At 51.6% G+C, this 9,029-nt stretch carries 2 protein-coding genes; both read left to right on the forward strand.

What is annotated here, in order from left to right:
- The first annotated feature begins 154 nt into the window (after positions 1-154).
- A complete protein-coding gene (locus Q3886_RS06205; protein WP_301860343.1) occupies positions 155-3,589 on the forward strand; it encodes a pyruvate carboxylase in 3,435 nt (1,144 codons plus the stop codon).
- Positions 3,590-3,847: 258 nt separating this feature from the next.
- Positions 3,848-8,725: a TonB-dependent siderophore receptor gene (locus Q3886_RS06210; protein WP_301860345.1), complete on the forward strand. Its 4,878-nt coding sequence runs from the start codon at positions 3,848-3,850 to the stop codon at positions 8,723-8,725.
- Positions 8,726-9,029 lie beyond the last annotated feature (304 nt).

The following is a 9,029-nucleotide window of genomic DNA, read 5'->3' on the forward strand; positions in this document are numbered from 1 at the left end:
GTATACAGTATTTATTGCGAGTATTGTGTATACACAGTACCTTTCTCTTGTAATGTTTCTCCAGTTTGTTATAATTAAAAATACAGTGACTAGACGTATGTAGGTTGGGTTGCTGAGTACATATTGTTACTTGAGTATGCAGGAGGGTATTTCCATGAAAAAAATTCGTTCGGTTTTAGTTGCCAACCGCGGGGAAATTGCCATCCGTGTGTTCCGGGCCTGTAATGAGCTGGGAATCCGCACGGTTGCCATTTACTCCAAAGAAGATTCGCTGTCTCTGCACCGTTTCCGTGCTGATGAATCCTATTTAGTCGGTGAAGGCAAGAAACCGGTTGACGCGTATTTGGATATAGAAGACATTATCCGCATCGCCCATGAACATGACGTCGACGCCATCCATCCGGGCTACGGCTTTCTGTCGGAAAATGCAGATCTGGCTAAACGATGCGAAGAAGAAGGCATTATCTTCATCGGCCCGAAAGTAGAACACCTCATCATGTTCGGCGATAAGATCAACGCCCGCATTCAGGCCAAAAAAGCCGGTATTCAGTATATTCCCGGCAGTGACGGCCCAGTCATGAATTATGCAGAAGTAGAAAAATTCGCCAAAGAAGTGGGCTTCCCCATTATGCTCAAAGCCGTCAACGGCGGCGGCGGCCGGGGCATGCGCATGGTCAGCCGCATGGTCGATCTGCGCGAAGCCTATGACCGGGCAAAATCGGAAGCGAAGCTTGCTTTCGGCAGTGATGAAATTTATCTGGAAAAATGCATCGTCAATCCGAAGCACATTGAAGTACAGATTATGGGGGATGAACACGGCAATGTCATTCACCTGTTTGAACGGGACTGCTCCATTCAGCGGCGTCATCAGAAAGTCGTAGAAATTGCGCCGGCTTTTGCTCTGCCGCTGCAGCTCCGTCACGACATCTGTAACGCAGCCATCAAACTGATGAAGAACGTCAACTACGTCAATGCCGGGACTGTCGAATTCCTGGTTACGCCGGACGGCAACTTCTATTTCATCGAAGTCAATCCGCGCGTACAGGTTGAACATACGGTTACGGAAATGATCACGGGCATCGACATCGTTCAGACTCAGATCAAAGTTGCCGAAGGATATGCTCTGGACAGCGATGAAATCGGCATTAAATCCCAGGATGATGTTCGCTGCCTGGGCAATGCCATCCAGTGCCGTATTACAACGGAAGATCCCATGAATCACTTCATGCCTGATTCGGGCAAGATCATGGTATACCGCAGCGGCGGCGGTTTCGGCGTCCGTCTCGACAGCGGCAATGCCTATACAGGCGCTATCATTACGCCGTACTACGACTCCCTTCTCGTCAAAGCTACGACCTATGCCCTGACCCATAAAGAGGCAGTGCAGAAAATGCTGCGCACTCTGAAAGAATTCCGTATCCGCGGCGTCAAGACCAACATTGGCTTCCTCATTAACGTACTGAAAGAACCGTCCTTCGTCGACGGCTCGTATAACGTCAACTTCATTGACGATCATCCGGAACTGTTCAACCTTCCTGTCGTACAGGACCGGGGCACGAAACTCCTGAAATACATTGGCGATACGACGATCAACGGCTATGCTGACGCAGGTCACCAGGACAAGCCGGCCTTTGATGCCATGGAAATGCCGCAGCCTGTTGCCGGTGATTTCCCGTCTGGTACGAAACAGCTCTTTGATTCCATGGGAGCAGAAAAATTCTCCCAGTGGATTCTGGACCAGAAGAAAGTCCTCTTTACGGATACGACCATGCGTGATGCCCATCAGTCCCTGCTGGCAACGCGGGTCCGCACTATCGACATGCTCCGCGTTCTGGAACAGGCTTCCAAAAAGCTGCCAGGCTTTTTCTCCTATGAATGCTGGGGCGGCGCTACCTTCGACGTAGCCTATCGCTTCCTCTATGAAGATCCGTGGGAACGGCTCCGTCAGATGCGGGAAAAAGCACCGAACATTCTGCTGCAGATGCTCATTCGCGGCGCCAACGCCGTCGGCTATACGAGCTATCCCGACAACGTCGTCAAGAATTTCGTCGAATTGTCGGCGAAAAACGGCATCGACGTATTCCGCATATTTGACAGCCTGAACAGCCTGGACAACATGTACGGCACCATCCAGGCCGTCCGTGAAACCGGCAAAATCGCCGAAGTTGCTCTGTGCTACACCGGAGACATTCTCGACGCATCGCGGACGAAATACAACCTTGACTACTATGTCAAGATGGCCAAGGAACTGCAGAACGCCGGCGCCAACATCCTGGCCATCAAGGATATGGCGGGCCTGCTGAAGCCGGAAGCAGCATATCGCCTCGTAAGCGCTCTGAAAGATGCTGTTGACCTGCCGGTTCACCTCCATACTCATGACGGTTCCGGCAATGCCGTAGCTGCTCTGAGCCGTGCTGTCGATGCCGGCGTCGATATTGTCGATGTCGCTTACTCGGCTATGGCCGGCGGCACGAGCCAGCCCAGCATGAGCACCCTGTACTATGCTCTGAGCGGCAAAGACCGTCAGCCTGACATGAACGTAGACGCCATGGAAGAAATGTCCCGCTACTGGGCAACAGTTCGTCCGTACTACAAAGGCGTCGACAAGGCTGAACCGTACCCGAACACGGAAGTATACCAGCATGAAATGCCGGGCGGCCAGTTCTCCAACCTCCGTCAGCAGGCTAAAGCTGTAGGCCTCGGCGACAAATGGAACGACATTAAAAAGATGTATCACACCGTCAATATGATGTTCGGCGATATTATCAAAGTAACGCCGTCTTCCAAAGTTGTCGGCGATATGACCCTGTTTATGGTACAGAACAACCTGACCGAACAGGACGTATACGACAAGGGCGACGTCCTCGACTTCCCGCAGTCCGTTGTCGAATTCTTTGAAGGCCGCATTGGCATTCCCTACCAGGGATTCCCGGAAAAACTGCAGAAGATTATCCTCAAAGGCCGCAAGCCTCTGACGGAACGTCCGGGCAAGAGCCTGGCTCCTGTCGACTTCGAAGCAGTTCGCAAGAAACTGTCCGATGCCGGCTATAAGCACGGAGACGAAGATGTAAACGCTTACTGCCAGTACCCGAAAGTCTTCAAAGACTACAACGAAAAGGTTAAACTCTACGGTGATGTCAGTGTACTGGATACGCCGACCTTCTTCTTCGGCATGAAGAAAAACGAAGAAATTCACGTAGAAATTGAAAAGGGCAAAGATCTGGTCATTACGATGATCAACATCAGCGATCCTGATGAAAGCGGCGTCCGGACGATTACGTTCCTGTTCAACGGCGTAGAACGGGAAATTCAGGTTCAGGACAAGAGCGTCGACATGAAGACCGTTACGCGCCGCAAAGCGGACCCGTCCAAACCGGGCGATATCGGCGCTACCCTGTCGGGATCGGTCGTCAAAGTCCTCGTTTCCAAGGATCAGAAAGTCAAGAAAGGCGACGACCTGGTCGTAACGGAAGCGATGAAGATGGAAACGACCATTACTTCGCCTATTGACGGCACAGTCGGTGAAATCTACGTCACCAAGGGACAGGCCATTATCAGCGGCGACTGCCTCCTGGAAATACGGGAATAACAAACTGCCTGCATACAAACAACTGCATAGTGATACGTATATGTAAAACAACAGAGAACGAGGCATGTCCTTGTTCTCTGTTGTTTTGTCTTTTTCTGAAAAATGCGAAAAAACAGAAAAAATAAAAATAAATGTCGGAATGGGCTCAAAAATGTCGGAATGGAGTAGAAAATAATTTTCAAATATGATACACTGTCAATGTATTTTTTGGTAAAGAGTATTAATATCCTATGAATTCCGCTGCGAAGGGAGATTGTCATGAAACATTCATCACGGTATGGCCTGTTGGCCTGCGCTGTCCTGACCTGGATATCCATGCCTGTACTGGCAGAAAGTCCAGCAGGGGGGGAGCAAAATGTAACTACAAAGGACGTCGTCGTCGAAGCCAGTGCGGCTAAGGAAGCTGCCAAGTACGAAAGCCAGTCTACGACGATTATCACCAAAGAAGATATTGAAAAGAAACAGGCCAAGTCCCTGGAAGACGTTATCTTTTCCGAAACGGGCGTAACGAGAACCGTTGACGCTATGGGCCGTGTGGGCATTGCCATCCGCGGCGCTGACCCGCGGCATACCCTCATGCTCATCGACGGCCAGCCCGTCATGGGGAGCGAATCGAAGTACATGGGCGGCAGTGACGAAGCCATGCGCATTGGTGCCGAAAACATCGAACGCATCGAAATCATCCGCGGTGCAGCCACGGCCAAGTACGGCCCTGATGCCATTGGCGGCGTCATCAACATCATCACCAAGGCTCCGGCGGATCATCCGACGTTCCAGATGAATGCCGAAGCCCGCTATCACGATCATGAAGGGACCGATGAAAATAAGAATACCTGGCCGAGCAACTACTATATGCGTGCTGATTCCGGGAAAATCGGCAACGTGAAGTTCAGCGTCTTCGGCAGCAAGCGGGAAGTCATGCCGGTCTACTCCAGCGAACGGGGCTATAAAAAAGGCGAAAGCTGGTACTTTGAAGACTTTAAGCCGTCTCTGCGCTACTATGGCGATGTGAAAAACATCGGTGCTACTGGCGAAGTAGAAATTAATAAAAATAATAAAATTGCCTTCCGCGTTATGAGCGAAAAAGAAGACATGGAGCGCCGCAATAAATCTGGTCAGGGAGTGGATGCTCTCTTGGAATCGATGCAGATCTTCAAGCGCAATGTCGACCGCGACACGTACGCCCTGTCCTACACGGGCCGCAACGACAAGCACGACTGGAAAGTCGACGTCAACTACGGAAAAATGAAGGAAACGGACACGACGTCTACGACCTACTATGGCGCAGGCCACGACCAGTACAGCGGTAAAAACACCTTGGCTGCTGTGGACTGGCTGGAACATAAGCAGCTCGACGTAAACGCCACCATGAACACCCAGGTCAACGACCAGCACCTCCTGACCTATGGCATTGGCTACACCGATGAACGGGCTGACGGGACGCGACTGAAAAATGCTCCCAAGACTTGGGTCAAAGGTATTGATCCCTGGGCCTATGACAGCTCGTTATGGGTACCTACAGGAGCTACTGAACCGGACTCTAAGGTACATAACTACCTTTTCAAGCAAACCGATAAAGGCTTGATTTGGGATAAGGCGGCAGAATACTATGGCAGTAAGATCCCGGCCTTTACGCAGGAAGATGCAGCAGCTATTAAATCAATAGTGCCATTTATAGTATCTAATGGACCAGATGTTATTAGCATGGATCTTTCTCAATTAGGCGTAGGATCGAATTGGACAGGCGATGCAGCATTACAGAAAAAATTTGAAGAGTTCAACAACTTGTTAAAGACGCAGAATAAAGACTACCTGACTCATGGAGATGCAACACTTATATATAAAGCGTATCCTGTATTAGGGTATTATGGTCTGATGGATACCTATGGACAGGATACAAATATCAAATATGATGGTAAATACTATGGCCAGGGATTTGAAGAACGGGAAAATCAGGTAGCTGGCGGCGAAGCGCGCATTCAGCGCCGCCACGCCTTCATTCAGGATACGTGGCAGGTCAATGACAATACGATTCTGACGCCAGTCCTGCGCATCGATAACAGCGACCTCTTTGGCAGTGAAGTGACGGCTAACCTGGGCATGACCCATAATCTCGGCGGCAATCCTCATCGCCGTTTGAAAATCAATGCCGGCACCGGCTATGCCGAACCGGGCATGGGCGAGCTCTACTACAACTGGGAAATGTTCGGCAGTGCCGGCGGCAGTCAGTACGGCTGGTACTGGATTGGCAACCCGAACCTGCAGCCTGAAAAATCGGTAAACTTCGATATTTCCGTAGAAGGCGAAAACAACAAGACCTATGCCAAGGCCTCGGTGTTCCACAACGTCATTGACGATTACATGACGTCCTACTTCATGGGACAGCTCATTGACTTCAACCAGTTCGGGTCGTCCTATGTAACCAATGCCGACCGCATTTACAGTTTCAAAAATATCGGCAAAGCCGAAATCACCGGCTTTGAAGCGGAAATTCAGCAGAAGTTCAATGACAAATGGTCGGCTAAACTGGGCTACGCCTGGCTCCACGCCATCAACAAGAGCGATCCCGACATGCCGCGGCAGCTCCTGGACCGGCCACAGCATAAAGTCGATATCAGCCTGAACTACGAAGACAAGGCCCATGGCTGGCGTGCCGCCCTGTGGGGAGACTACTACATCCACATGCTGGACAGCAACAGCGTTTCTACTGCCTTTACAAAGGACGATATCGATGCCAACGGCAACTGGAAGAAGAAAGACTTTAATTACCAGAAAAAGACCTTTGGCATTTGGAACTTCATGGTCGAAAAGGACTTCGGCAAGGATATGACTGCCTACATTGGCATTGACAACCTCTTCAACCACCGCGATGACGACCGGGCGTACCAGGATCGGACGTACCGCATTGGCGCCAACATCAAATTCGGCTACGACGGCAAGGCCGCTGCTGAAAAAGCCGCGGACAAGGCAGCCGGCAAGACCGAAAAAACGGCCGACGCCATCGCTGATAACGGGACAGTCATCATCAATCAGAGCGACTGGTTCCTCACTCGTCCGTCCGACAAAGACCTGGGCCGCAAGAAAGGCGACGTCGCCCTCATTGGCGATTACCGCGTTCGTTCCAACATGTGGGGCGGCCAGGATAATGCTGCCATGTCGCTGACTACGACCGGTGCAGCTGACCAGGCCACGACGGACAACATGAAAGATACGCCCGATCATGGCCTGGAACAGCGCCTGCGCCTGGGCGTAGATGCCCAGATCGGCGACAATACGAACCTCCTCGTCCAGGGTTCCAGCGGCAATACCATCGACACGATGTACCGCAAAGCGGAAAAACGGGGTCTCCACGACGCCCGCCTCGACCGGGCCGAACTGAGCCAGAAAGCTAATAAATGGGATTTCACCGTAGGCCGCCTGACTGAAAAAATGGGCGTCACGGGCTACTGGTTCGGCAAAGAATACGACGGTGCCCGCATTACCTGGACAGACAGCAAGAACCAGATTCGCATTGGCTACGGTGATTTCAGTCACAGCACGGGCATTACGGACTCGGCATACAGTCATCAGGAAACAGCCCTTATCAGCCGGTCAGCTACCTTAGCAGAATTATTAGGTATCTATCCAGGTGTAGGTGAAAAGGGTAGTCTTGCCGGCCAATCCACGCGGTATCCAGATGGCGTACCCTCTGATGCCTGGAAAGATCAGCCCCTCAATTATCTGGAAAAATGGAATCATGCCGGCCAAACCCAACAGCCTGATGGTACCTGGATTCAGACTAAGAGTGATCTGGAAGTGGCTAACGAACGCTTGGGGATCGTACAGGAACTCAATTCCATGCTCATTAAAGTATCCCAATCTTATCCCAGTGCTGCTCAAAGTGATATGAAGGGTGGTGACTGGTACATACATGATTTCTTGACCGACACTGATTCCAAAGGTGCAAATGGGGACTGCGCAGGAACAAACGTTGCCTTTAGTGGTAGTAGCTATAATCAAACGATCACTATTCCAGTTTACAAGGATGGCGAGGTAGCAAAAGAACAACTTTTCGTAGTTGATAGATCAGGCGCTCCCGGCCTCCGTAGTTATGGCTCTCTTGCCGATAAAAGCTGGGCCCAAATGCTGGATACGACGGCTGACGCTGACTACGGCACCGTTGGGAAGCGGAATATTTATGAATATTTAGGGTCTGTATACGAGGCTGTACAGAAGCAATATGAAGGTACAGGTACGACTCCCTTTGTGGATACAGAGGGAAAGACCTTGAGTAAAGATGCCGCGTTGGATTCTTTATTTACTCAGTTTGTCGGCCAGCAATTTACAGCAGATCCTCAGAATCCGAATGTACCTACGAGTGACACCACGATACCTGGAAGCGTGCTTAAAGGTTTCTTCAAGGTAATGCAAGCAAAATTTGATCCTCTTAATGGGGCACAAGTTCCTATTGGCTCGCTGCCTTTGAGTATCACCGTAGTTGGGACGGAACTGAAACACGACGTCATTCCGGCTATCGACAGGGCTGCCTTTGCCCAGTTCCGCCACAAATTCAGCGATGACTTCGGCGTCGCTGCCTGGTACCTGCGCTCCTTTGGCGAACAGTACCACAAGAGCGGCATGCTCCAGAATGCCGACCAGTCCTGGGGCACCTACGACCAGGATATGGACGTAGCCAGCGTCTTTGGCCTGGGCGCGCAGTGGAAGCTGGGCCAGTCCCGCCTGTCCTTTGACTGGGGCGTCAACTACTCCGATACAGGCCGGTACTTCAACGGCGGCCGCGACGAATATGGCCGCTACACTGGCGGCGGCTCGGCACCGCGCTTCTGGGTACTCCGCGCCGACATTGGCAATGCCGATACAGACGTACCAGGCAGCTGGAATGCCTTTGCCGATTACAAGTACTTCCAGCACGGCTCCTTCTTCGGAGGCAATGGGACCGAAGCCCTGCCGGACCGCTACCTCGACGGCATTCGCTCCTTCACCCTCGGTGCAGGCTACGTACCGGCCAAGAACTTCCTCCTCGAAGCGTTTTACACCTTCGGCGCCAAGTCCACAGGTCAGCGCGATACGCTCCACGGCTCGGAAAGCTTCGAACTGGGCGATTATACCCGCATCCAGGCAACATACAAGTTCTAAGTTGTTGATACCAGCCCCATCCGGCCGAACTCATACAATACGAAATCTCCTTTCTCCGGCCGGAAAGGCTGTATCATACATAAGCAAGACCCCTGGGATGACCTCTGTATCAGATGGGTATCCCAACTAGACTTCACTGTGCGCCAACGGGAGCAGGAACATGCTGTCTCGCTGCCGCATGGGGAAGGACTGCGCTAACACCAGGGCCTCCCGGCTTCGTACATACGACGACACAATCTCCCTTTTTCTCCGGGACGCCCTGTGTGATAGATAAGACAAACCACCGCAGCAGACAGTATGCTAC

Origin of the sequence: uncultured Megasphaera sp. (assembly GCF_958350005.1) — a bacterium.
Classification (GTDB): Bacteria; Bacillota; Negativicutes; order Veillonellales; family Megasphaeraceae; genus Megasphaera.